This window comes from Adlercreutzia muris (assembly GCF_041223505.1).
Lineage (GTDB): Bacteria > Actinomycetota > Coriobacteriia > Coriobacteriales > Eggerthellaceae > Adlercreutzia > Adlercreutzia muris.
This window is the reverse complement of record NZ_JBCLQK010000017.1, coordinates 1-24,055: the sequence shown is the minus strand read 5'-3', so window position 1 is coordinate 24,055 and position 24,055 is coordinate 1. Positions and strand designations below refer to the sequence as shown.

22 protein-coding genes are annotated in these 24,055 nt (G+C 66.5%); 20 read left to right on the top strand and 2 right to left on the bottom strand.

The window, feature by feature from the left end:
* From AAK988_RS11080 to hflX, 17 genes are all read left to right on the top strand, one after another.
* A partial coding sequence (locus tag AAK988_RS11080) for a hypothetical protein (protein ID WP_369872399.1) occupies positions 1–273 on the top strand: 273 nt, incomplete at its 5' end.
* A gap of 141 nt (positions 274–414) precedes the next feature.
* The gene (gene dapB / locus AAK988_RS11075) at positions 415–1,188 is read left to right on the top strand and encodes a 4-hydroxy-tetrahydrodipicolinate reductase (protein ID WP_369872400.1); all 774 of its coding nucleotides are present in this window, start codon (positions 415–417) and stop codon (positions 1,186–1,188) included.
* Between the two features lie 172 nt (positions 1,189–1,360).
* Entirely contained in the window at positions 1,361–2,263 is a 903-nt protein-coding gene (gene dapA / locus AAK988_RS11070) for a 4-hydroxy-tetrahydrodipicolinate synthase (RefSeq protein ID WP_369872401.1), read from the top strand.
* Between the two features lie 87 nt (positions 2,264–2,350).
* On the top strand, positions 2,351–4,255 hold the full coding sequence (locus AAK988_RS11065; protein ID WP_369872402.1) for a ribonuclease J: 1,905 nt from the start codon (positions 2,351–2,353) through the stop codon (positions 4,253–4,255).
* Between the two features lie 7 nt (positions 4,256–4,262).
* Complete coding sequence (locus tag AAK988_RS11060; RefSeq protein WP_369872403.1) at positions 4,263–6,932, top strand: FtsK/SpoIIIE family DNA translocase; 2,670 nt, start codon at positions 4,263–4,265, stop codon at positions 6,930–6,932.
* Between the two features lie 49 nt (positions 6,933–6,981).
* Positions 6,982–8,052: a helix-turn-helix domain-containing protein gene (locus AAK988_RS11055; RefSeq protein ID WP_369872404.1), complete on the top strand. Its 1,071-nt coding sequence runs from the start codon at positions 6,982–6,984 to the stop codon at positions 8,050–8,052.
* Between the two features lie 75 nt (positions 8,053–8,127).
* Entirely contained in the window at positions 8,128–8,625 is a 498-nt protein-coding gene (locus tag AAK988_RS11050) for a YajQ family cyclic di-GMP-binding protein (protein WP_369872405.1), read from the top strand.
* Between the two features lie 12 nt (positions 8,626–8,637).
* Positions 8,638–9,984 (top strand): 30S ribosomal protein S12 methylthiotransferase RimO, encoded by a 1,347-nt coding sequence (gene rimO / locus AAK988_RS11045; protein WP_369872406.1) that lies wholly within the window; start codon positions 8,638–8,640, stop codon positions 9,982–9,984.
* A 4-nt stretch (positions 9,985–9,988) separates the two neighbouring features.
* A complete protein-coding gene (gene pgsA / locus AAK988_RS11040) occupies positions 9,989–11,164 on the top strand; it encodes a CDP-diacylglycerol--glycerol-3-phosphate 3-phosphatidyltransferase (protein WP_369872407.1) in 1,176 nt (391 codons plus the stop codon).
* Positions 11,165–11,493: 329 nt separating this feature from the next.
* Positions 11,494–12,552, top strand: a complete 1,059-nt coding sequence (gene recA / locus AAK988_RS11035) for a recombinase RecA (protein WP_135969840.1) — start codon at positions 11,494–11,496, stop codon at positions 12,550–12,552.
* Positions 12,553–12,555: 3 nt separating this feature from the next.
* The gene (locus tag AAK988_RS11030) at positions 12,556–13,320 is read left to right on the top strand and encodes a regulatory protein RecX (RefSeq protein ID WP_369872408.1); all 765 of its coding nucleotides are present in this window, start codon (positions 12,556–12,558) and stop codon (positions 13,318–13,320) included.
* A gap of 351 nt (positions 13,321–13,671) precedes the next feature.
* The gene (gene rny / locus AAK988_RS11025) at positions 13,672–15,264 is read left to right on the top strand and encodes a ribonuclease Y (protein WP_369872409.1); all 1,593 of its coding nucleotides are present in this window, start codon (positions 13,672–13,674) and stop codon (positions 15,262–15,264) included.
* 3 nt (positions 15,265–15,267) lie between these two features.
* On the top strand, positions 15,268–16,353 hold the full coding sequence (locus AAK988_RS11020; protein WP_369872410.1) for an ATP-binding protein: 1,086 nt from the start codon (positions 15,268–15,270) through the stop codon (positions 16,351–16,353).
* A 140-nt stretch (positions 16,354–16,493) separates the two neighbouring features.
* Positions 16,494–16,826, top strand: coding sequence for a stage V sporulation protein S (locus tag AAK988_RS11015; protein ID WP_276490187.1), 333 nt, complete (start codon positions 16,494–16,496; stop codon positions 16,824–16,826).
* A gap of 12 nt (positions 16,827–16,838) precedes the next feature.
* Positions 16,839–18,197 carry a tRNA (N6-isopentenyl adenosine(37)-C2)-methylthiotransferase MiaB gene (gene miaB, locus AAK988_RS11010; RefSeq protein WP_369880758.1) on the top strand — a complete coding sequence of 453 codons (1,359 nt, stop codon included), beginning with the start codon at positions 16,839–16,841 and terminating at the stop codon, positions 18,195–18,197.
* Positions 18,190–19,128 (top strand): tRNA (adenosine(37)-N6)-dimethylallyltransferase MiaA, encoded by a 939-nt coding sequence (gene miaA / locus AAK988_RS11005; protein WP_369880757.1) that lies wholly within the window; start codon positions 18,190–18,192, stop codon positions 19,126–19,128. Before miaB ends, miaA begins: the two co-directional genes overlap by 8 nt.
* Before the next feature lie 184 nt (positions 19,129–19,312).
* Positions 19,313–20,620 carry a GTPase HflX gene (gene hflX / locus AAK988_RS11000; RefSeq protein WP_369872413.1) on the top strand — a complete coding sequence of 436 codons (1,308 nt, stop codon included), beginning with the start codon at positions 19,313–19,315 and terminating at the stop codon, positions 20,618–20,620.
* Positions 20,621–20,754: 134 nt separating this feature from the next.
* Here hflX and lexA read toward each other — a convergent pair whose 3' ends face one another.
* On the bottom strand, positions 20,755–21,393 hold the full coding sequence (lexA, locus tag AAK988_RS10995) for a transcriptional repressor LexA (RefSeq protein WP_135969847.1): 639 nt from the start codon (positions 21,391–21,393) through the stop codon (positions 20,755–20,757).
* 366 nt (positions 21,394–21,759) lie between these two features.
* Between lexA and nrdR the strand changes: the two genes are divergently transcribed.
* Genes nrdR through AAK988_RS10980 form a run of 3 tightly spaced genes read left to right on the top strand, consistent with a single transcriptional unit; the run spans position 21,760 to position 23,214 of the window.
* Entirely contained in the window at positions 21,760–22,206 is a 447-nt protein-coding gene (gene nrdR / locus AAK988_RS10990; protein ID WP_135969848.1) for a transcriptional regulator NrdR, read from the top strand.
* Positions 22,207–22,218: 12 nt separating this feature from the next.
* Positions 22,219–22,653, top strand: coding sequence for a dUTP diphosphatase (gene dut / locus AAK988_RS10985; RefSeq protein WP_369872414.1), 435 nt, complete (start codon positions 22,219–22,221; stop codon positions 22,651–22,653).
* Positions 22,654–22,665: 12 nt separating this feature from the next.
* Positions 22,666–23,214, top strand: coding sequence for a hypothetical protein (locus AAK988_RS10980; protein WP_369872415.1), 549 nt, complete (start codon positions 22,666–22,668; stop codon positions 23,212–23,214).
* Positions 23,215–23,356: 142 nt separating this feature from the next.
* Here the strand turns inward: AAK988_RS10980 and AAK988_RS10975 are convergent, their stop codons facing one another.
* A complete protein-coding gene (locus tag AAK988_RS10975) occupies positions 23,357–23,914 on the bottom strand; it encodes a Rep family protein (RefSeq protein ID WP_369872416.1) in 558 nt (185 codons plus the stop codon).
* Positions 23,915–24,055 lie beyond the last annotated feature (141 nt).

Below are 24,055 nucleotides of genomic sequence, written 5' to 3'. Positions count from 1 at the left end.
TTCCTGGAGGGCCACCCCGGCGTGGACAACGCCGACGCGCCCGCCTACGCCCCGGGCACCGACGCCAAAGGCGGCGTGGTGCCGGCCGACGAGGGCGACCCCGGCGCCGGCAAGGGCGATCCCAAGACCCGCATCCGCCTCGCCCAGACCGGCGACGGGCTGCTCGGCGCCGCTGTCCCCCTGGCGCTCGCGGCCCTCGCCGCCGGCGCGGTTCTCATCGCCCTCGTCGCCCGGCATCGCCGCTGGGCTGGAGACAGGCGCAGCCGCTGGTAGCCCAGCCCCGCAGCAGGTTCCCTACCGCATAGGGGAGGCCAGCCGCCGCATGACGGGCATCCGATAGCGGGGGAGTCGCTTAACGCGGCTCCCCCGTTTCGCTACAATGGGGCCATTGGCCGACAAGAAGGAGGAACCGCTATGATACGAGTCGTCGTCGCCGGATGCGCCGGACGCATGGGAAGCGCCGTCGTGGACGCCGTCAATACCGCTGAGGACATGGAGATCGTCTGCGGCATCGACCCTCATGCCAACGGCAACGCAGGCGCCTTCCCCGTGTTCGCCACCGTGACCGAGGCCCTCGATGCCGTGGAGGCCGACGTGCTCGTGGACTTCACGCAGCCCGCCGTCGTTGCCGCAAACCTGGCCGTGGCGCTGCCACGGGGCGTGGACTGCGTCGTGGGCACCACGGGCTTGGCCACCGCCACCTTAGAGGAGCTGGCCGCCAGCGCCGCAGATGGTACCTGCCTGTTCTACGCGCCGAACTTCACCACCGGAGCCGTGCTCATGATGGAGTTCGCCCGCGCCGCCGCGCCCTACTTTCCCGAGGCCGAAGTCATCGAGTTCCACCACTGCAACAAGAAGGATGCTCCCTCGGGCACGGCCGTGCGCACGGCGCAGATGATCGCCGAGGCGCGCAGCCCGCGCGTCAGCGCCGCCCCCGGACGCGAGACCGAGATGCCTGGAGCCGAGGGCGCCCGCGGGGCGCTCGTGGACGGCGTGCCGGTTCACGCCGTGCGCTCCATGGGCTATGTGGCCTCCCAGGAGGTGATCTTCGGCTCCCTCGGCCAGACGCTGACCATTCGCCACGACTCGTGGGACCGCACCTCCTACATGCCCGGCGTGCTTCTGGGCATCCGCAGCGTGGGGGAGCGCGAGGGGCTCATCGTGGGTCTGGAGACCTTCATGGCCTAGGGCCCGCCGTCGGCGTAGAAGGGGAGGACGGTCGCTCGCACGGCCGCCCTCCTTGTGCGTTTGGCGAACTTCCGCGAGCCCGGGCCCTCCGAGGCGAACATCAGTGGCATAATAGCCAGCGAGTTGATTGGCAGGGGCCCGCGCCCCGGCATTCGCCTAAGGAGAAACACCGATGGAAAGCACCCGCAACCCTCGCTTCGGCCGCCTCATCCCGGCCATGGTCACCCCCTTCGATGAGAACCTCGAGCTCGACCTGGATCGGGCCCAGGAGCTGGCCTGCCGCCTCGTGGACGGCGGGGTCGATTCCATCATCGTGAACGGCACCACTGGCGAGAGCCCCACGGTGTTCTACCCCCAGAAGCTCGAGCTGTTCCGCGCCGTGCTGGCCGCCGTGGCCGGCCGTGTGCCGGTCATCGCGAACGTGGGGGACAACTGCACCGCCGACACAGTGTCCTTCGCCCAGGATGCCGGCAAACTCGGCGTCGATGGCTTCATGTGCGTGGTTCCCTACTACAACAAGCCGCCCCAGGAGGGTCTGTACCGTCACTTCAAGACCATCGCCGATTCCACGGAGATGCCCATCATCCTGTACAACATCCCCGGGCGCTGCTCCATCAACATGGAGGCCGCGACCACCCTGCGCCTGGCCCGCGACTGCGACAACATCGTGGCCATCAAGGAGGCCTCGGGCAACCTCGACCAGGTGAAGGCCATCATCGACGGCGCCCCGGCCGACTTCGACGTGTACTCTGGCGACGACTCCGCCACCCTGGACATCATGCGCCTGGGCGGCGCGGGCGTCATCTCCACCATCGGCAACGTGGCCCCGGAGCGCATGAAGGAAATCGTGGAGCTGGCCGCAGCCGGCGACTGGGAAGCGGCCGAGGCCGCCAACGAGGCCCTGCTGCCGCTCATGACCGGGCTCTTCGCCACGGCGAACCCCATCCTCGTGAAAGAGGCCCTGAAACTCATCGGCTTCCCCGTCGGCGGCGTGCGCCTGCCGCTCGTGGACGCCACCCCCGAGCAGTCCGCGACCCTGGCCGCCGTCATGCGCGAGGTGGGCGTGCTGGCCTAGGCGGGCCCCTGCTGGAACCGTGAACGCCGGTCCGCCACGGGCGGGTCGGCGTTTTTGCAGACATATCCCCGAACGACAAGGAACTTCATGACCAAGGAAAACCAAGAGAAGAAGAACGAGAAGCCCCGCGCCGCCAAGGACGGCGGCACCGATAGCACGGGCGGCTCGAACGGCAAGGGCAACCGCAATCGCGGGGGCCGCAAGAACAACACCTCCTTCAAGCGCGTGAACCTGGAGCGCAAGCGCCCGCAGCTCTCCCGCGGCGAGGGGGCCGAGGGCTCCGCGCAGAACGGCGAGCGCCCGCGCCGCCGCCGGGGCTCGAAGGCCTCGAAGGATCCCAACGCCAAGCTGCGCATCATCCCGCTCGGCGGCCTGGATGCCATCGGCAAGAACATGACCGCCTTCGAGTGCGGCGACGACATGATCCTCGACGACGCGGGACTGATGTTCCCCGACGACGATCATCCGGGCGTGGACCTCATCCTGCCCGACTACACCTACGTGCTGGAGAACGCCGACAAGCTGCGCGGCATCATCATCACCCACGGCCACGAGGACCACACGGGCACCTTGCCCTACCTGCTGAAGGACCTCGACCGCACCGTGAACATCTACGCCACCAAACTCACGCTGGGCCTCATCGAGGGCAAGTTCGCCGAGCACAAGATCAAGAACGCCAAGCTCATCGAGATCAAGTCGGGCGAGGAGATCAAGCTCGGCTGCTTCAAGGTGGACTTCTTCGCCGTGAACCACTCCATCCCCGGTGCCGTGGGCCTGTTCATCCAGAGCCCGGCCGGCAACGTGCTGCACACCGGCGACTTCAAGCTCGACCAGACCCCCATCGACGGGGTCACCACCGATTTCGCCGCCATCACGCGCTTCTCCGAGAAGGGCGTCGACCTCATGATGAGCGACTCCACGGGCGCCATGAACCCGAACTTCACGCCGAGCGAGGCCGAGGTGGGCAAGACCCTGGAGCAGATCATCTCCCAGGCCCCGGGCCGCGTCATCATCGCCTCCTTCGCGAGCCACATCCACCGCATGCAGCAGATCTGCGACGCCGCGGTGAAGAACGGCCGCAAGGTGGTGGTCACGGGCCGCTCCATGATCCAGAACACCGACATCGCCCGGCGCCTGGGCTACCTGAAGATCTCCGACGACAACCTCATCGACGCCTACGATCTGAAGGGCATCCCCTCCGATCAGGTGGTCATCATGTGCACCGGAAGCCAGGGCGAGCCCCTAAGCGCCCTGGGCCGCATCGCCAACGGCGAGCACAAGACCATCGAGATCGAGGAGGGCGACACCGTCATCATCTCGGCCACGCCGGTGCCCGGCAACGAGAAGGCGGTCACCCGGGTCATCAACTCCCTGGCCAAGATCGGCGCCGACGTGTACGACAAGAGCCGGGCGCGGGTCCACGTGTCGGGCCACGCGGGGGCCGAGGAGCTCAAGATCATGCTCACCCTCGTGAAGCCCAAGGCCTTCATGCCGGTCCACGGCGAGGCCACCCACCTGCGGGCCCACGCGAAGCTGGCCGAGGCCACGGGCGTGGACGCCGAGAACATCTACATCCTGGAGAACGGCGATGCCCTGGAGCTGTCGGCCCTGGGCATCGAGCGCGGCGAGGGCGTGCCCTCGGGCATCGTCTACGTGGACGGCCTGTCGGTGGGCGACACCTCCCAGGACGTGCTCGACGAGCGCAACACCCTCGGCAACCAGGGCTTCGCCTCGGTGGCCGCGGCCGTGGACGTGAAGCGCAAACAGGTCGTGGGCGAGGTGCAGGTGTCCATGCACGGCATCACCGGCGGCGACGACTACTACCTGGCCCGCGAGGCGGCCTCCACGGTGGCCGGCGCTCTGCGCCGCTGCCTGGGGAAGGACGGCGGCGCGAAGGAGCTGCGCAAGGCCGCCCGCGACGCCCTCATGTCGCTTCTGTGGGACCGCACCAAGCAGCGTCCCATGGTGGTCGTGAACATCCTGGAGGTTTAGAGCTTCCATGGCCCGTCACTCGCAGCAACCCTCGAAGGGATCCCCGTCGCGCAAGAAGGCGAGCGAGGCCGTCTCCAAGGACGGCACTCGCCGCCCCCTCTCGGCGGCTGCCCGCAGCCGATCGGTCGAGCCCGCGCCGCGCATCCTGGACGATCGCACCCGCCGCGACATGGTGGGCGTGGGCTTCATCCTGCTCGGCATCGTGCTGTTCATCGCCGCCGTGGCCCCCACCGGGGCCATCGTCACGGCCCTGCTGTCCGAGTCGCTCCACCTCGTCTTCGGCGTGGGCTGCTACATCATGCCCTTCTTCCTCGTGGCCGTGGGCGGCACCGTGCTCTACCGCAAGGAGACCGAGCGCATGTCCCTGCGCATCACCGTGGGCCTCGGGCTCATCCTGGTGGCGCTGCTCGGCATCATCGCCCTGTTCACCCCCGTGGGCAACACCGGCCCCGAGGCCTTGTTCGACTACGGCAACCTCGTCACCCACGGCGGCTACGTGGGGGCGGCCCTGGCCTGGGTGGGGCTCACCCTGTTCGGCGGCATCATCTCGGCCATCCTGCTTTTGGGCCTGGCCGTGGCCGGCGTCATCGTCATCGGGTTCTCCGTGTCCGCCTTCATCGAGAAGGTGCGCGCCCGCCACGAGGCGGAGCTGGCGGGTCGGGAGCCCTACCTGCCCGAGGGGCTATTCGGCGCCGTGAAGCGCGGCGGCCACCTCGTGCGCCATAACTTCGGCGGCGCCTCCGGCGAGGTGCCCCAGCCTCCCGACGCCACGGTGGTGCGGCCAGCCGCCGCCACCGCGCGCCTGGCCATGGAGGAGCAGCCCCGCCGCCCCCGCAGCCGCGCCATCGCCGAGCGCCAGTCGGTTCCCGCCGAGGGGGCTCCGGCCGTCCCGGCCGTGGACGGGGCGGCCCTCACGCGCCAGCTCGGTGGCGAGGGGAGGGGGGCCGCTGCGGGCCGCACGGTGAACATCACCGCCCCCGACCCGCGCCAGACCGCCGCCATCGGCGCCATCGCCGCCGAGGAGCCGGCCCGCCCCATGACCCGCAAGCTCGGCCGCAAAGCCGCCGAGGAGGCCCAGAGCGCACAGGCCGCTGCGACGGCGGCGCCCACGGCCAACCCCCGCAAGCGCGCGGCCAAGGCGAAGCCCAAGGCCGCCCCGAAACCGGCGCCCCCCGTGTCGAAGGACGGCTTCCAGCTGCCCTCCATGGACCTGCTGTCCACCGGCGACGGCAAGCGCCGCGGCTCCACGGAAGAGGAGCTGCGCGAAGTGGCCGCCGAGCTCCAGGGCACTCTGGAGGACTTCGGCGTGCTCGCGAGCGTCGTGGGCTGGGTAGAGGGCCCCACGGTCACCCTGTTCAAGGTGGATCTGCCCTCGGGCGTGCGCGTGAGCAAGGTCACGAACCTCACCGACGACATCGCCCTGGCCCTGGCGGCCCCCGGCGTGCGCATCTTCGCCCCCATTCCCGGCACCAACTACGTGGGCATCGAGGTGCCCAACCGGGTGCGCCAGATGGTGTACCTGCCCGAGGTGCTGGCCGCCGCCGAGCCGGGACCCTTGCAGGTGGCCATCGGTGAGGACGTGGAGGGCCACGCCATCGTGCACGACCTGGCCAAGATGCCCCATGTGCTCATCGCCGGCACCACCGGCTCGGGCAAGTCGGTGGAAGTGAACTCCATGATCATGTCCATCCTCATGCGGGCGACCCCGGCCGAGGTGCGCTTCATCATGGTGGACCCCAAACGGGTGGAATTCGCCCCCTATGAGGGCATTCCCCATCTCTACGTGCCCGTGGTCACCGAGTGCCGCGAGGCCTCCAGCGCCCTGTCCTGGGCCGTGGCCGAGATGGAGCGCCGCCTCAAGATGTTCTCGAAGTGCGGCGTGCGCAACATCATCTCCTTCAACGAGAAGGCCCGGGCAGCCGCCGAGGCGGCCGAGCAGAGCGGGGAAGAGGTGCCGGAGAACCCCTACGGCGAGCCCATTCCCTACATCGTCATCGTCATCGACGAGCTGGCCGACCTCATGATGAACGTGGGCAAGGAGGTGGAGTTCTCCATCAGCCGCATCGCGCAGCTGGCCCGTGCGGCCGGCATCCACCTCATCATCGCCACGCAGCGCCCCTCCACCAACGTGGTCACGGGCCTCATCAAGGCGAACATCACCTGCCGCATCGGCCTCACCGTGGCCAGCGGCATCGACTCCCGCGTCATCCTGGACTCCACCGGGGCCGAGAACCTCATCGGCCGGGGCGACCTGCTCATCGCCAAGCCGGAGTACCCCAAGCCCGTGCGCGTCCAGGGCCCCTGGATCCCCGACGAGGAGATCGCCGCCGTGGTGGCGCACCTCAAGGCCCAGGGGGAGCCGGAGTACCATTCCGAGATCCTCAAGACCAACGTGGTGACCCTCGGCGACTCCTCGCCGGCCGGCGACGGCGGCTCCGAGGCCGACGATCCGCTGCTCTGGGAGGCCGCCGATGTGGTGGTTTCAAGCGATTTGGGGTCAACTTCCAATCTTCAGCGCCGCCTGAAGGTCGGATATGCCCGCGCTGGTCGTATAATGGATCAGCTAGAAGAAAAGGGCATCGTGGGCCCGGCCAACGGCAGCCGTCCCCGCGAGGTGCTCGTAGACGCAATGGAGCTCGAGACCCTAAAGGCCTTCGAGGCCAACGACGAGGATTAGACGGCCCGGCCCCGGCGGCCGCCGTCCATGACATAGAGGAGTTACGACCGTGGCGAGACAGATTTCCTTCGGAGACACGCTCAGGAGCGCCCGCGAGCGCAAGGGGCTCGACCTGTCCACCGCGGCCCGCAAGCTGCGCATCCGTCCGGACATCCTCCGGGCCATCGAGGAGAGCGACTTCGCCCGCATGCCCCCGCGGGGCTACACCTCCAACATGGTGGGCGCCTACGCCCGCCTCGTGGGTCTGAACCCCGCCGAGATCACGCGCCTCTACCGCGACGAGGCCCAGCAGTTCGAGACCGGCCGACGCCCCATGGGCGGCCGGAGCGAGCGCCCCCGTCCCGGCGAGCGCGCCGAGGGACGCGGCCGTTCGAGCCGCGATGGCCAGCGGGAGCGGGGGAGCCGCCCGAACGGCCGCTCCTCCCGCACCGGCCGCGGCGCTGCGCCCCAGCCGGCCTACACCAACCTCGTCCAAGGGCGCCAGGCCCCGGGCATCGCCGCCAACTTCGGCTCCGTGCTGCCGCTCATCGTGGTGGGCGCCATCATCGTGGGCCTGCTCGTGCTCGTCATCTTCCTGGCCTTCGGGGGCAAGGACGCCCCGGCCGAGGACACCCCCACGGTGCCCATCTCCGGCATGCCGGCCCCCCAGGGTACCACGAGCGGCACAGATGCCGCGGGCCAGCAGCCCACGGCCCCGACTACCACGCCCGTGGCCCCCACGAGCGCCAAGTTCGCCTACAAGGTGGCCGACGGCGCCGAGATGTACATCGAGGTCATCCAAGACGGCAAGACCGTGGAGGCCGGCGATGTGACCGGGCCCAAGAGCCAGGAGTACGACGTCACCGGCAAGCTGAAGTTCGTCGTCTCCGGCGACCCCGACGAGGTGGAGATCACCGTGGACGGTGAGAAGGTTGAGCCCACCGAGGCCAAGAGCGGCGTGTACACCTACACCGTTGACTTCGAGGAGGCGCTGTCCGCCTGGAAGCGGGCCAACGGCGTGGGCAGCGGCTCGACCGACGACGGGACCGAGGCCGACAACGGCAGCGACGAGTCGGGCGATGAGGGCGGCTCCGGCGACTCCACCAATGGCGACAGCACGGACGGCGACGCGGGCAACTAGTGCGCCCCGCGCCCATCGTCCCGCGTCCCGTTCCCCGTTCTACCTTTCCCGAACCGATTAGAAAGTGAGGGCCCTATGGCCAAGGAATCCAGCTTCGACGTCGTATCCACCGTGGACATGCAGGAGGTGGACAACGCCTTCCAGCAGGCCAAGAAGGAGCTCTCCCAGCGCTATGACCTGAAGGACTCCGGCGCCGAGATCAGCCTAGACAAGAACGGCGGCACCATCACCGTGTCCGCCCCGGCCGACTTCGTGGCCTCCCAGGTCATCGACGTCATCGGCAGCAAGCTCATCAAGCGCGGCATCGATCTGACCGCCGTGCAGTGGGGCGATGCCCAGGCCGCCACGGGCGGCTCAGTGCGCCGCGTGGCCACCGTGGTCAACGGCATCGACAAGGAGACCGCCGGCAAGATCAACAAGGACATCAAGGCCCAGAAGCTCAAGTGCAAGGTCACCATCGAGGGCGACAAGCTGCGCGTGAGCTCCCCGTCCCGCGACACCCTCCAGGAGGTCATCGCCTTTTTGAAGGGCCAGGACTACGGCCAGCCGCTCCAGTACGTGAACTACCGCTAGGAGCTCCTTCCGATGACCGCTCCGGTTCCCCCCGCGTGGGAGGGCGCGTCCGCGCCCCGCGTCAGCCTCGTCACCATGGGCTGCGCCAAGAACGAGGTCGACTCTGCGGCCATGGCCCGCGCCCTGGCCGAGGCCGGCTATCAGGTGAACGTCCCGGCCGACGAGGCCGATGTCATCATCGTGAACACCTGCTCGTTCATCCAGTCGGCCACCGAGGAGAGCCTCGAGGCCATCTTCGAGGCCGCCTCCCTGCCCCTTGTGGCCGCGGGCCGCGCCTCGGTGGTGGTGGCCGGTTGCATGCCCGCTCGCTACGGCGACGACCTGGAGGGCGAGCTCACCGAGGCCGCCGCCTTCGTCCCCTGTAGCAAGGAGGACGACATCGTGGCCGTCCTGGGGCGCCTCACCGGCTTCGAGCCGACGGCGGGGGAGGAAGCGATGGCCCCCACGGCATCCGAAGCCACGGGGGCGCCGGGGGAAGGGGGCATCTTCGCCTACGTGAAGATCTCCGACGGCTGCGACCGCTTCTGCTCCTACTGCACCATCCCAGCCATCCGAGGCCGCTACCACAGCTTCCCCTTCGAGGCCATCCGCGCCGACGTGGCCCGGGAAGTGGCCGCGGGGGCCAGGGAGATCGTGCTCATCGCCCAAGATACCGGCCGCTGGGGCCAAGACCTTCCCGAGGGCCACGACCTGGCCTGGCTCGTGGACACCCTGGCCGAGGCATTCCCCGACACCTGGCTGCGCGTCATGTACCTGCAGCCCGAGGGGGTCACCGACCGGCTGCTCGCCGTCATGGCCGCCCGGGACAATGTGTGCTCCTACCTGGATATTCCCCTCCAGCACGTGAGCGCTCCCATCCTGCGGGCCATGAACCGCGCCGGCTCGGCCGAGAAGTTCACGGCCCTCATCGAGCGCATCCGCGCCGCCGTGCCCGGCATCACCCTGCGCACCACCCTCATCGCGGGCTTCCCCGGCGAGACCGAGGAGCAGTTCGAGGCCCTGTGCGACTTCGTGGCCGAGGCCCCCTTCGACTACATCGGCGTGTTCCCCTATTCCCGCGAGGAGGGGACGGCCGCCGCCGCGCTGCCCGACCAGCTCGATGAGGACGAAAAGGCCGAGCGGGCCCAAATCCTGCGCGACCTGGCCGACGCGGTCTGCGGGCCGCGCATCGCCGAGCGCATCGGCCGGCCCATGGCGGTGCTCGTGGAAGGCACCGAGGAGGACGGCCAACGCTTCGGCCGCGCCCAGTGCCAGGCCCCCGAGGTGGACGGAGTGACCTATGTCTCCGATGGCACCGTCGGCACCGTGGTGGATACGATCATCGCCGATACCCTGCTCTACGAGATGGAAGGCGCGTAAACCCATGGCCCCTATCGAGCCCACGGCCCCCGAGAAACTCATGACCCCGGCCAACATCGTCACGCTCATCCGCATCTGCCTCGTGCCGGTGTTCGTGCTCGCCATCGTGAGCCCCTGGCCCCTCTGGATGGGCCTGCCCGACATCACCACCGAGGCCAAGCGGCTCATCGCCGCGGGCATCTTCATTCTCATCTCCTGCACCGACTGGCTCGACGGCTATCTGGCCCGCAGCCGCGGGGAGGTGACCGATTTCGGCAAGTTCATGGACCCCCTGGCCGATAAGATCCTCGTGGCCGCAGCGCTCATCGCCCTCGTGGAGCTGGCCGTGCTCCCCGGCTGGCCCGTGCTCATCATCCTTGCCCGGGAGTTCATCGTCTCCGGCATCCGCATGGTGGCGGCCAGCAAGGGCGAGGTCATCGCCGCGAGTTGGTACGGCAAGGCCAAGACCGTCTTCCAGATGATCGCCATTGTGCTGTTCCTGGCCAAGGACGCCCTCGTCTTCCCCTCGGCAGCCGCCGCCTTCTCCAATCCGCTGTTCCTGCTGTCCTGGATCGTCATGGCCATCGCCCTCGTGCTGACCATCATGTCCATGCTCGACTACCTCGTGAAGGCCCGCCACCTGCTGAAGGGGAGCGCCCCCAAGGCCAAGGCCGCTCCCGCGGTCGAGGCGGGGGAGCGGCCCACCGAGGTGGCCGCCCTGCAGCGGGCCATCGACGCCGAGGCCCGGATCATCGTGGAGCGGGCCGGCGAGCGCGGGCTGACCGTGGGCACGGCCGAGAGCCTCACCGGAGGCCTCATCGCCGCCATGCTCACCGCCGTGCCCGGCAGCTCCGCCATGGTGCGCGGGGGCATCGTCAGCTACGTGAACGACGTGAAGGAGCAGGTGCTCGGCGTGTCCGGCGACGTGCTGTCGCGCCAGGGGGCCGTCGACGAGCTCGTGGCCCTCCAAATGGCCCGGGGCGCCCTGCGGGAGCTGGCCTGCGACGTGACCGTGTCGGTCACCGGCATCGCAGGGCCCACCGGGGCCGAGCCGGGCAAGCCCGTGGGCACGGTCTGGATCGGCTGCGCCACCGCCCGGGGCACCCGCGCCGAGGAGCACCACTTCCAGGGGGGCCGCGACAGCGTGCGGCTCCAAACCGTGCTGGCCGCACTCAAGGCCATGGAGTCCGCCCTAAGCTAGCTTTCGGACAACCCCTCCAGAACCAGCCGCCCCGGGGCTCGCGGGCCCCTATGCCATTGGGGGAAGGCCGCGACGGTCTGCGGACGGCTTTCCCGGGACGCGACTGCGATGCGTGGAAGGTTCCGAGAGACAGCGCGGCGGTGCGCGGAGGGAGTCAGATACGGTTCGGTGGCGACAAAAGTGCGACTGACGCCTGATAAGATAGGGCACCATATCGGCCGTGACTTTCCGAAATCCGCCGAGATAACCCCTTGACGTGCATACGTTTGTTCGTATAATAGGAGGAAATCGGCCACTTGTTCGTATGATGGCCCAGACAAGGAGACTCCATGAACCAAGATAAAGAGAAGATGCTCAAGCTCACCACCGATCAGATCGAGTCAAAGTTCGGCAAGGGGGCCATCATGACCCTCGGCGAGGGGGGCGCCGACCTCAACATCGGGGTCATACCCACCGGCGCGCTGCCCCTCGATGCCGCCCTCGGCATCGGCGGCGTGCCCCGGGGCCGCATCATCGAGATCTACGGTCCGGAGTCCAGCGGCAAGACCACCCTGGCCCTCCAGATCCTCGCCGAGGCCCAGGCCCTCGGCGGCATCGTGGCCTTCATCGACGCCGAGCATGCCCTCGATCCGGTCTATGCCGCCCGCATCGGCGTCGATATCGACGAGGTGCTCATCTCCCAGCCCGATACCGGCGAGCAGGCCCTGGAAATCTGCGATATGCTCGTGCGCTCCGGCGCCATCGACTGCGTCATCGTGGACTCCGTGGCCGCCCTCGTGCCCCGCGCCGAGATCGAGGGCGAGATGGGCGACACCACCGTGGGCCTTCAGGCCCGCCTCATGTCCCAAGCCCTGCGCAAGTTGGCCGGATCCCTGTCAAAGTCGAACACCACCTGCATCTTCATCAACCAGCTGCGCGAGAAGATCGGCGTCATGTTCGGCAACCCCGAGACCACTACGGGCGGCCGGGCCCTCAAGTTCTTCTCGTCGGTGCGCATCGATATCCGCCGCGTCGACTCCATCAAACAGAACGGTGATGTGGTGGGCAACCGCGTGCGGGCCAAGGTCGTGAAGAACAAGGTCGCTCCGCCCTTCCGTCAGGCCGAGTTCGATCTCATGTACGGCGAGGGCATCTCGCGCGAGGGCTGCATCGTGGACATGGCCGTGGAATGCGGTGTGGCCAAGAAGTCCGGTGCCTGGTACACCTACGGCGAGGAGCGCCTGGGGCAGGGCCGCGAGGCCGCCAAGCAGACCCTGCGGGAGAACCCCGATCTGCGCGAGGAGCTCGAGACCAAGGTGCGCGAGGCCTACGAGATTCCCATCATCGAGGCCCCGGCCGAGGGAGAGTCCTTCAGCCCGGCCCCTAAGGCCACGGGTAAGAAGAAATAGCCCGTGCCCGCCAAGGCCGACATACTCGACCAGCTGCGCCGCTCCGTCGCCGCCATTGAGCGGGGAGAGGCGGATCCCCGCGGCTCCACGGCGGCCGACCTGAGCGCCCCTTCCTCTGCGGAGGACGAGCAACGCGGCGCCGGCACCTCGCCCTGCTGCTGCGTTGCGGCGGCAGGGGAGCGACACGGGGCCGCGGGGTGGCCGACGAAGCGCGCTGTACCCGCAGGCTCATCGCGGGGACCCTCTTTCCGGAGGGCAGCCGACGGCTCATGCGAAGACGAATCGGCACCGCCCGCAGAGGGAAAGACCGCCGACGCCGCCTTCCAGAAGATCCTGCGCTGGGCCGCCGTCCGAGAACGCTCCACCGCCTACGTGCGGGAGCGCCTCCTGCGGGACGAGTTCGCACCGGCAGCCGTGGAGGAGGCGGTGGAGCGCGCCGCGCGCGTGCGCGCCATCGACGACCGCCGCTATGCCGATGCCCTCGTACGCACCCGCCTGGCGGCCGGCAAGGGGCTGCGCGATGCCCGCTCGGAGATCGAGGCTCTCGGCATCGACCCCGAGAGCCTCGATGCATGGCAGGAGCATGCCGCCCGCGGGCGCGAGGCCGAGGTGGAGCGCGCCCTCGCCCTGCTGCGGCGCCGACCGCCGCGGGCCAAGCAGGTCCGCGAGGCCGCCTTCCGCAAGCTCGCCGCCCAGGGCTTCGACACCGACGTGGCGGCCAGCGCCGCCCGCCTCTGGTACGAGGAGACCCTCGCCGCGGCCGAGTGATCCTCTCTCGAAGCCGCGCCGCATCCCCAAAGCACCGGTGCCAGCGCCGCCCAGAAAGCCCGCGCCCACGCGTTGCACTCCCGAAATACCGCCGTCTCGCGCGCTCTGAGTCATGAGCGTCATCACTCCAGGAGCCCCAAACGAGCCCTTCTGCCCGTTTGGGGCTTCTCTTCTTTCCCGCATCGGGTATACTGTTTCCCGTGGCTTTTTGAGCAGTTGTACCCTCAAGGGTATTTGATATAGACAACGGCATACGTCGAACACCTTCGTACATCCATGCTCATGCCCGGCCACGGGCTTTTTTTATGACTTTGATTGGGCGTGAAGGCCCAGATGAGAGGAGGAAATCCGATGGATCCCATTATGATCGTCGCCATCATTGCCGTGGCTATCGTCGGCATTGCCCTCGGCTTCATCGTCAATCGCTCCATGACCGCTTCATCCAACCGCCAGGCCGCCGGCGAGGCCGCCACCCTGGTCGAGGATGCGCGCAAGCAGGCCGAGACGATGCGACGGGAAGCCGAGATCGAGGCGAAGGACCAGGCCCTGCGCTACCGCCAGGAGCTTGAGGAGGAAAAGAAGGAGCGCATGCGCGAGGTGCGCACGGCCGAGAGCCGTGTGGCCCAGCGCGAGGAGACCCTTGCCCAGCGCGAGGAATCCCTCGACCGCCGCGTGGAGTCCCTCGATGCCCGCGAGCATCAGCTCTCCTCGCTCCAGGGCCAGGTGGAGCGCCGCGAGCGCGACGTGAACGAGGCCGAGAGCGCCATCGTCCGCCATCGCGAGGAGGCGCAGATCGAGATCAACCAGGCCCTTGAGCGCGCTGCCGGCATGAGCCCGGAGGAGGCCAAGGCCGAACTTCTAGAGACCATCCACGACGAGGTGACCCGTGAGTCCGCCGTCATTATCCGCGATGCCGAGACCCGCACCAAGGCCGAGGCCGACAAGAAGGCCCGCGAGATTCTGAGCCTGGCCATCCAGCGCGTGGCTGCCGACCACTCTGCCGAGTCCACGGTGTCCACCATCCATATCCCCTCCGACGACCTCAAGGGCCGCATCATCGGTCGCGAGGGCCGCAACATCCGCTCCTTCGAGCAGCTGACCGGCACGAACCTCATCATCGACGACACTCCCGAGTGCGTCACCATCTCCTGCTTCGATCCGGTGCGCCGCGAGATCGGCCGTGTCACCATGGAGAATCTCATCGCCGACGGCCGCATCCATCCGGCCCGCATCGAGGAGATGTACGAGAAGGCCGTGCGCCTCGTGAACCAGCGGGTCCAGGAGGCCGGCGAGCAGGCCACCTTCGATGCCGGTGTTCACGACCTGCACCCCGAACTCGTGAACACCCTCGGCCGCCTGCGCTACCGCACCTCCTTCGGCCAGAACGTGCTGAACCACTCCCTGGAGGTGGCCTATCTGGCCTCGGTCATGGCCTCCGAGCTCGGCCTCGACCCCATTCCCGTGAAGCGCGCCGGCCTCTTGCATGACCTGGGCAAGGCCGTGGACCACGAGGTGGAAGGCAGCCATGCCGTCATCGGCGCCGATCTGGCCCGTCGCTTCGGCGAGCGTCCCGAGATCGTCCACGCCATCGAGGCCCATCACAACGACATCGAGCCGAACTCCACGATGGACGTGCTCATCCAGGCCGCCGACGCCGTATCGGCCGCCCGTCCCGGCGCCCGCAAGGAGACCCTCGACGCCTACATCAAGCGCCTCGAGAAGCTCGAGGAGATCGCCAACGCCCATGCCGGCGTCGAGCGCACCTACGCCATCCAAGCCGGCCGCGAGGTGCGGGTCATGGTGGAGCCCGAGGTGGTCGACGAGGCCGCGTCCGTAGTGCTCGCCCACGACATCGCCCAGCAGATCGAGAACGAGATGCAGTACCCCGGGCAGGTGAAGGTCGTGGTCATCCGCGAGAGCCGCGCGGTGGATTACGCGAAGTAGTCCATGGCCGACTCCTCGCTCGCCAACTTCATAGACACCGTATGCGGCGAGAGCCATCTCCGGGTCGAGGCCGACCTCGGAGATGGCTTTGTTCGTCTACGCTCTTCGGAGGCCGAGCGGCGCCAAGCCGCCCAGGACATCCGTTCCTCGGAGGACATCCTCATCGAGCTCTTGCGCAACGCCCGCGATGCCGGGGCGCGCCATATCTTCGTGGCCACCCAGAAGACCGAGGGGCGCCGTCTCATCACCATCGTCGACGACGGCGCCGGCATCCCGGCCCTCCAGCAGGAGCGCATCTTCGAGCCCCGCGTTACCTCGAAGCTCGACACAGCCCACATGGACAAATGGGGCATGCACGGCCGTGGCATGGCACTGTACTCTATCGCGGTGAACGCCGAGACAGCCCGCGTGGCCTCCTCGGCCCGCGGACTGGGGGCGAGCATCGCCGTGGAGACCGACACGGAGCGCCTGGGGGAGAAGACCGACCAGTCCACCTTCCCCCGCTTCGAGCGGGAGGCCTCGGGGTCCTTCGCCATGCGCGGCCCCAAGAACCTTCTGCGCACGGCTGCCGAATTCGCCCTCGAGCACCGCGATCAGTGCTCGGTGTTCTTCGGGACGCCGGTAGAGGTTGCAGCGGCTCTGTACGCTTTCGCCATTGCCACCACGAGTCCCGCCGCCCGAGCGTTCCCCGCCGACCGCGCCACCGTGCCCCTCGTGAAGCGCCTCGCCCTGACCGCGACCCCCGATGCCCTGGCCGACGAGTGCGCCGAGATGGCCCTGCCGTTCTCCTCGCGCTCCGCGCGCCGCATCATGGACGGCACCATCGAGCCACCGGCGCCCCTCATCGACCGCCTTCGGGACGAGAGCTTTCCCTCCGCAACCCCCGCCCGCCCCCACACCCGGCGCAAAGGGGGAGACGGTCGGGGGTTGCGGCTGGCCGAGGCGGATGTAGAGGCCCTGCGAGAGAGCACGGCCCGATCCGTAGAGGCCCTGGCCGATCGATATTTTCTTGAGGCCGTGGGCCGGCCGGAGGTTTCCGTGGGAGCCGATGCCATTCGCATCACCGTTCCCATCCGCAAGATGTCTTAGGCTGGCGCCGATATTGCGTCCCCTGCGCCCTTTCGGTAGAATAGCAACGTTTGAATTTCCAAGGCATTCCCTCGCGATTCGACATTAAACGAACCCCTATCAGACCAGCAACCACGCCTCAAAGGACAAGGATCAGCGACGTGTCAACCACCACAGAACCCCGGCCGTCCATCGGCTGCCTCAAGGTATCTTCGAAGTCTTCCCCGGCCTCCGTGGCCGGAGCCATTGCGGGCATGATCAAGGACGGCTCGTCCGTCGAGATCCAGGCCGTGGGCGCCGGCGCCGTGAACCAAGCGGTGAAGGCCGTGGCCATCTCGCGCGGATTCCTCTCTCCAGTGGGCATCGAGATCTGCTGCATCCCCTCATTCGCCGATATCGTGATCGACGGCGAGTACCGCACCGCCATCCGCTTCTCCGTGGAGCCCCGCGCCGGCTTTGCCGTCATCGCCGCGGCCGACGCAGCCGCGCTATAGCCGGTGGTTGCCATGGGCGTTTCCTTCGAGGGCACTACTTTCTGCATCCACACCTTCGGCTGCCAAATGAACAAGCACGACTCCGAGCGCGTCGCCGGCATGCTCGAGGGGCTGGGCTCGCTGCCCGTCGGCACCATTGAAGAGGCCGATATCGTCGTGTTCATGACCTGCTGCGTGCGCGAGGCCGCCGATACGCGGCTCTACGGCCAGGTCGCATCCATGAAGAACATCCCCGTGCGAGACGGCTCGCCTTACGAGAAGCGCTACATCGCCGTGGGAGGCTGCATCGGTCAGCGCGACGGCGAGAAGCTCGTGGAGCAGCTGCCGCACCTGGACGTCGTCTTCGGCACCCACAACCTGGCCTCGCTGCCGGGGCTGCTCGCCTCGGCCATCGAGAGCGCGGGTCATTCCGTGGAGGTGCTCGATGGGGGAGCGGAGTTCTCCACCGCCCTGCCCGCCGACCGCGAGCACGCTTGGGCGGCATGGCTGCCCATCACCGTGGGCTGCAACAACTTCTGCTCCTACTGCATCGTGCCCTACGTGCGCGGCCGTGAGAAGTCTCGCCCCCTGGAGGACATCGCCGAGGAGGCCCGACGCTACGTGGAAGCCGGTGTGAAGGAGATCACCCTGCTCGGGCAGAACGTGAACTCCTACGGGCGCGACCTCTACGGCGAGCCGCGCTTCGACGCGGTGCTCGACGCCCTGGACGATGCGGGCATCGAGCGGCTGCGCTTCGCCACGAGCCACCCGAAGGACCTCACCGACGGCGTCATCGAGCGCTTCGGCACCCTGCGATCCCTCATGCCGGCCCTGCACCTGCCGGTGCAGTCGGGCTCCGACCGCGTCCTCAAAGCCATGAACCGCCGCTATACCCGAAAGCACTACCTCGGGCTCATCGAGAAGCTGCGGGCCGTCGTGCCCGATATCGCCCTGTCCACCGACATCATCGTGGGATTTCCAGGTGAGACCGAAGAGGACTTCATGGACACCTATCGCCTCGTGGAGGAGGTGGGCTACAGCCAGGTGTTCACGTTCATCTACTCGAAGCGCGAGGGCACGCCGGCTGCCTCGATGGAGGACGACACCCCCCGGGAGGTCATCCAGGAGCGCTTCGACCGCTTGGTGGACCTCGTGCAGCGCAAGGCCTTCGAGGCGAACCAGGCCGAGCTTGGCGCCATCGTGCCCGTGCTCATCGAGGGCACCTCCAAGCGCGACGAGGCCGTGCTGGCCGGCAAGAGCCCCAAGAACCAGACGGTGCACGGGCCGGTTCCCGCTGGGCGCACTGCCGACGAGCTGGTCGGCACCATCGTGCCCATGCGCATCGACGAGGCCCGCACCTGGTACCTCTCTGGCACGGTGGTCGATGACTGACGCCGCCCTGCCCGTTATCTGCATCGTCGGCCCCACGGCCTCGGGCAAGACCGACGCCGCCCAGCTCGTGGCGGCGGCCATCGGCGGGGAAGTGGTGAGCGCCGACTCCATGCAGATCTACCGAGGCATGGATATCGGCACAGGCAAGCTGCCCGCGGCCGAGCGCATCGTGCCCCATCACGGCTTCGACCTCGTCGATCCCGGCGAGCCTTATTCCGCGGCCCTGTTCCAGTCCTTCGCCCGCGATGCCTTCGCGGCCATCGCCGAGCGCGGCAAGAGGGCCGTCCTCTGCGGGGGAACGGGCCTCTACGTGAAGGCGGCCATCGATGCCTACGAGTTTCCCGCCGGCGATCAGGTGGGCAATCCTGTGCGCGAGCGGTGGACCGCCTTTGCCGAGCGGGAGGGAGCCCAAGCCCTCTGGGACGAGTTGAACCGCCTCGATCCGGACAGCGCCCGGGAGCTGCACCCGAACAACGTGCGCCGCGTCGTGCGGGCCTTCGAGCTTCTAGCCGAAGGGCGCTCCTACGCCGAGCAGAAGCGCAACCTGGCCTCCATTGAAGCGGCCGTTCCCGCCGTGCAGTTCGGCCTGGCCGTCACCCCGACCGTGCTGAACGAGCGCATCGATGCTCGGGTAGACGCCATGGTCGAGGCCGGTCTGGTGGGGGAGGTGCGCGGGCTTTTGGATGCGGGCTTCCGTGAGGGCGTGACGGCGCCCCAGGCCATCGGCTACAAGGAGATCGTCGAGGCTTTGGAGGGACGCTGCACCCTGGACGAGGCCATCGCCGCTATCAAACAGGCCACGCGTCGCTACGGCAAGCGTCAGCGCACGTGGTTCCGCCGCGACGAGCGCATCCGATGGATCGATGCCGACGCGGGGAACGCCCGGGCCATGGCCGATACGATCCTCGCCCAGTTGGAAACATTGGCCTAGGCCCCTTCTTGCGAAGAAGGGCACCTGTGCTATCATGACAGGACATTTTTCATTCGCGTCTCAGCGATCGGTAGAGAGGGGAGCGTGTTGTCCATGCGCTTTGTCGACTAGCCCATACCCTTGTCGGGCATCTCTCGGCGCCACGGGCGCCTTTTAGTCGCACACTACGCATAAGGAGCACCCCATGACCGAATATCAATCTGTTATCCAAAAGGGCCCCGCGACCATAGCCGAACAGCGCCGGGAGCGGGCCGTCATCGTGGGCGTCGACCGTCCGGGGCTCGAATGGCCCTTGGAATCGTCGTTGGCCGAACTTGATCGCTTGGCCGACACCGCCGGAGCCGACGTGGTGGCCTCCACCACCCAGCGCCTCGATGCCCCGAACCCCCGCACCTTCGTAGGCTCGGGCAAGGCCGTTGAAATCGCCGATCTCGCCCGAAGCTGCGAGGCGGATCTCGTCATCTTCGACGATGAGCTGACCCCCTCCCAGCAGGCGAACCTCGAGAAGATCATGGACAAGTCAGTGAAGGTCATCGATCGCACGGCCCTCATTTTGGACATCTTCGCCCTGCACGCCACCTCCAAGGAAGGTCGCCTCCAGGTGCGGCTCGCCCAGAACCAGTACCTCTATCCGCGCCTACGCGGCATGTGGGCGCACCTGGCCTCGAACCGCATGGGCGGCGGCGTGGGATCCCGCTTCGGCGAGGGCGAGAGCCAGCTGGAAGTGGATCGCCGCATGGTGCGCAAGCGCATCACCTCCATCCGCCGCGAACTGGCCCATCTTTCCGAGGTGCGCTCGCTGCAGCGAGAGAACCGCTACGGCAGCGGCATGTTCAAGGTGTCCCTGGCCGGCTACACCAACGCGGGGAAGAGCTCTCTCATCAACCGGCTCACCGGCGCCGCCGTGCTCAGCTACGACAAGCTCTTCGCCACCTTGGATTCCACGACCCGCAAGTTCGCCCTGCCCGAGGGTCGCGAGGTTACCGTTACCGACACCGTCGGCTTCATCCAGAAGCTGCCCACCACCCTGGTGGAGGCCTTCAGATCGACGCTCGATGAGATCACCGGTGCCGATCTGATCCTCCATGTGATTGATGCCTCCTCTCCGGAGTTCGAGGGGCAGATCGATGCCGTCTGCGAGGTGCTCGATCAGATCGGCGCCGAGTCCATTGCCGCCATCGAGGTGTTCAACAAATGCGACCTGCTCGATGCGGAGACCTTGGCCGGGCTGCGCCGTCGCTTCCCCCACGCTCAGTTCGTCTCGGCTCGCACCGGCGAGGGCATCGACGGCCTCGTGACCGCCCTGGCCACGGCCGCCTCGGCCGCCGATGCCAAGCTCGATGTGGTGATTCCCTACCAGCGCGGCGACTTGGTATCGCTTGCCCACGAGCGGTGCCACATCATATCGGAGTCTCACGAGGCCGACGGCACCCATATCCAAATGCTCGCCGCCCCGGCCTTCGCTGCCGCTTTTCGGGGGTTTTCCGCATAGCGACTGGCTGAAACCGGGCTTGGAGCGTCACCGCCTGCGAAGCACCCCTTTTGCGAGAGGGCCATGGAATCACGTCCATGGCCCTCGCTGCATGCTATCGATTCTGTTGAGCGCGAAACCGCTCGGCACTGCCTCTAGAGACGGCGGAACACGGCCACTACCTTGCCCGCGATAGAGCAATCGCTCACGATAATGGGCTCCATAGAGGAGTTCTCAGGCTGAAGACGGATGTGGTCGGCCTCCTTGTAGAAGCGCTTCACCGTAGCCCCGTCGTCCACAATGGCCACGACGATATCGCCGTTGTTCGCCACGGACTGCTCCTTGACCACGACGTAATCGCCGTCGTTAATGCCGATCTCTACCATGGACTCGCCCCGCACGGACAGCATGAAGGATGCGGCGTCACCCACGATGTCCGTGGGCAGTGTGATGGTGTCGGTGATGTTCTCCTGGGCCAAAATGGGGCAGCCGGCTGCTACATCGCCCACCAGGGGTACGTTGACGAGATTGCTGTAGCTACCCGCCACGCTGACGGCAGGAGAGGGCATGTCGTCGATCGGATAAGTGAGGGCGATGGAGCGGGACTTGAGCGGATCCCGCTTGATATAGCCCTTATCTTCCAGGGCTTTCAGGTGCACGTGAACGGTGGAAGGGGAGGACAGGCCGAGGGTCTGGCATACTTCCCTCACCGTAGGGCCATAGCCCTTCTCCCGTATGCACGCCTCGATGCAGTCAAGAACCGCCTGTTGCCGCCTGGTTACTTTCTGGGTCATGCTGCATCCTTTCTATAAGGCGTACATTTGTTTGAAAAATCTGTTGACATGAACCTTTGTTCGTTCTATTATAACTGCGAACAAAGGTTCTACGCAAGAGGTCAGGAGAGAAAAAATGAGCCGATTTGAATTTCCCATCGCCTTCGCCCTCGGTACCGTCGTCTCCTTCGTTATGCTCTTTGCCTGAGGAAAGCACCCCTGCGAACCACGCTCGCGCCGACGAGCGGATGTTCAGAGAGGTGCCGCTGTTGAGCGCAGAACTCGGAAAGCCGCCGACGTATCACGATGGTAGCAAAGTCTTGAAGATGCTGGAAGCAGGCGGTGCTTGGGGTATCATGGGTAACCAACTCATTGTTAGGAGAACCCATGCGCTGTCCTTCCTGCGGATATCCCGAATCGAAAGTCGTCGATTCCCGCTCTGCCGACGAGGGGGCATCTATTCGCCGACGCCGCGAATGCCTGGAATGCGGCACTCGCTTCACCACCTACGAGCGGTTGGCCGAAAACCCCATCCTCGTCATCAAGGCCGACGGCTCATCCGAGGTGTTCAATCGAGAGAAGCTCATGCGCGGCCTGCTCATCGCCTGCGCCAAGCGACCCATCACTCCGGAGAAGATCGACCACCTCATCGCGAGCATCGAGTCGGAGCTGCGCTCCACCCAGCGCACGGAAATCAAGTCGAAGGATCTCGGCGATATGGCCCTCGCGCGACTGGCGAAGCTCGATGATGTGGCCTACATTCGCTTTGCCAGCGTATACAAGGATTTCCAGAGCGTGGAGGAGTTCTCCTCGGCCCTGGGAGAGCTCGGATAGGGGGGGTGCGCTATGGATGTGAGCATCACTGTTCTCGATGAGGAGCTGCCTGCGCCCCAGTACGCCCATCCTGGAGATGCGGGACTTGACCTCCGGGCCGCCGTAGCCGGCACATTGAATCCTTTCGAGCGCATGACGGTGCCGTGCGGCTTCGCCATGGCCATTCCCGACGGGTACGCCGGGCTCGTTATTCCGCGCAGCGGTCTTGCATCCCGCCATGGCGTCTCCGTCGTGAACGGGCCGGGACTGGTGGATAGCGGCTACCGAGGCGAGATCATGGTTGTACTCGTCAATCTCGATCCCCAGGAGCCGTTTTCCTTCGAGAAGGGCGATCGCATCGCGCAGATGATGATCGTAGCCACCCCTTCGGTTACTTTACATAACACAGATCAGCTTCCGGCCAGCGTGCGCGGAGCCCAGGGCTTCGGCAGCAGCGGCATCAGCTAGAATCGAGGCCCTATGGATCAATTCCCCCAGAAGCCCGAGGATACCTCGGCACCCAGCGAATCGCCGCAAAGGCCGGAGCCCTCACGCTCAGACGACCCGTCGACCCAGGGGCAGCGGCCCATTCTGCCCTCCGTTGACCCCCAGACCATAGAATCTGGGGAAAGCGCCCAAGCCGCCGTGGCCGACTACGAACTCAAGTCGGCGCGAACCCTCGCTACCGTGGCCACGATAGCCGGTCCCATATCCTTCATTATCGGGGGCGTCGCCCTGAGCACCGTGGCGCTCGTTTGCGCCATCATCGCCTTCGTCAAAATTCGCAGTGTCCTCGATGACGTGGCACCAGCCAAGCAGCCCTATGCCCGAGCGCTCAGGCAAACCGCTCTCATGGGCATCGGCATCGGCGCGGTGGCCCTCATACTCAACGGCGTCAGCGTCGCCATGATGCTGCCCGTACTCATGGAGGCCATGCAGACCGGCGACTACAGCGCCATCCTCGGCGACGCCGCGAGCAGCCTGTCGCCGACGAGCCCCTCTGAGGACGGCGGCAACGCCTGGGGCTAAAAGCCGCAACGATCTTCCACCCGTCAATCCCTCATTCTCTCTGAAAGGCTGATAATATGGAATTAGGTTATTCGCGGCAAGCGGCCTATTCCATCGGTAAAAGGCTGATAAGAAAACTTATGTCCAATAACCCTGATTTATGCTAGAGGCAGCAGCGATTAAGTTCCATTATGTACGTCTTGACCAGATTCACATGGCTTGAGACATAGGGAACATACTCAGGCTTGAATTCTACCAGGAAGGACATGAGCATTGCAAAATTGGTGATCTTCATTTCGTTTATAAGGTCGTACACGTCGCAGAAATCAACGTTGTAGACATCCGAAATATTGACCTTGAACCCTGCCATATGCGTAATGCAATCCTGCTCGTACTGAGCCTTGTCGGGCTGGTCGTAGTGCAAAAGGTAGCGATAGGCACCGACCTTGTTAGGAACTGGCTTGACAAAGGCAACGTTAAAATCAGCGGGGATAGCATCCAAGGCAGACTTAGCGATAATAGGCGAACCGAACTCCACCATGCAATGAATATGAGGCTTCTTCAGAACCTCGTTGCCGTCATCATCGATACGTGTATCACGGTCATGAACGATGAAACAGCCCGGCAACATCAATTCGTGAAGCTGGTCGCGCCAGTCCTCGGGGAGGTTCTCGACAAGCTGAACGAACCACCAACAACGGGACTTCTTGGGAGCAGTCAAAATAGAATCCTCTCTCTTTGGAACACGGAACACGCCCCCTATATCAAGTAGGGGGGCGTTCGCGGTGAGTATTGCGGCATCCTCGGGTGGTGATTCCGCAATGCGTCAGTGCGCAAATCCATTGGCCATCGGTGCGCGCTT